The organism is Virgibacillus carmonensis, assembly GCF_057836705.1.
In genome coordinates this window covers 1-709 of the sequence record NZ_JBYQFJ010000157.1, presented here as the reverse complement: position 1 = coordinate 709, position 709 = coordinate 1, and the positions used below count along the sequence as shown (strand labels likewise).

General features: G+C 44.0%; 1 protein-coding gene and 1 pseudogene. Both read right to left on the bottom strand.

What is annotated here, in order from left to right:
• Nucleotides 1-419, bottom strand: a pseudogene (locus AC3G7N_RS21105) (urocanate hydratase); the annotation flags it as partial.
• Nucleotides 412-709, bottom strand: a 298-nt coding sequence (locus AC3G7N_RS21100; RefSeq protein WP_489424108.1) for an aromatic amino acid lyase, incomplete at its 5' end; no start/stop codon positions are given. The pseudogene AC3G7N_RS21105 and the gene AC3G7N_RS21100, both read right to left, overlap by 8 nt.

Genomic DNA, 709 nt, shown 5'->3' with positions numbered 1-709 from the left:
AGAATTCCTTGTGTACCAATATAAATCCAGCTTCCTGCAGTCATTTGCCCATACATCATCAGCCCTTTTTGATCGAGTTCATGGAAATGCTCCCAATTCGCCCACTTTGGCACCAAGACGGAATTAGACAACAAGACGCGCGGTGCATGTTTATGTGTTTTAAACACCCCAACAGGCTTACCAGACTGTATTAACATGGTTTCATCATTCTCCAGATTGCGCAACGTTTTCACAATCGCATGAAATGACTCCCAGTTACGTGCTGCTTTCCCAATACCTCCATACACAACAAGCTCTTCCGGGTTTTCAGCAACCTCCGGATCCAGGTTGTTGTACAGCATCCGTAATGCTGCTTCTTGTTCCCAGCCTTTACACTCTAGTTCCAATCCCTTTTTCGCCCTTACATCCACCTTATTCATGAAAAACTCCTCCTTTTAAACTAACATGTGATTGTGCTTCATCTTTTAACCAGTTTGCTAGATTTGTAATGTCTGTTGAAAAAATACGGTCAGCAGTAATACTTGGAACAAATTCGCGTGCCTTCTGGTAAAATTCTTTTGTGATAGCACCCATTTGTTCTGTTCCGCGATACTCAACTGCCTGCATCGCGCAGATTAGTTCAATTGCTACTACATGTCTTGCATTCTGCAGCATCTGCAACGCATGTCTCGCAGCAATCGTCCCCATGCTGACGTGATCCTCCTGATTG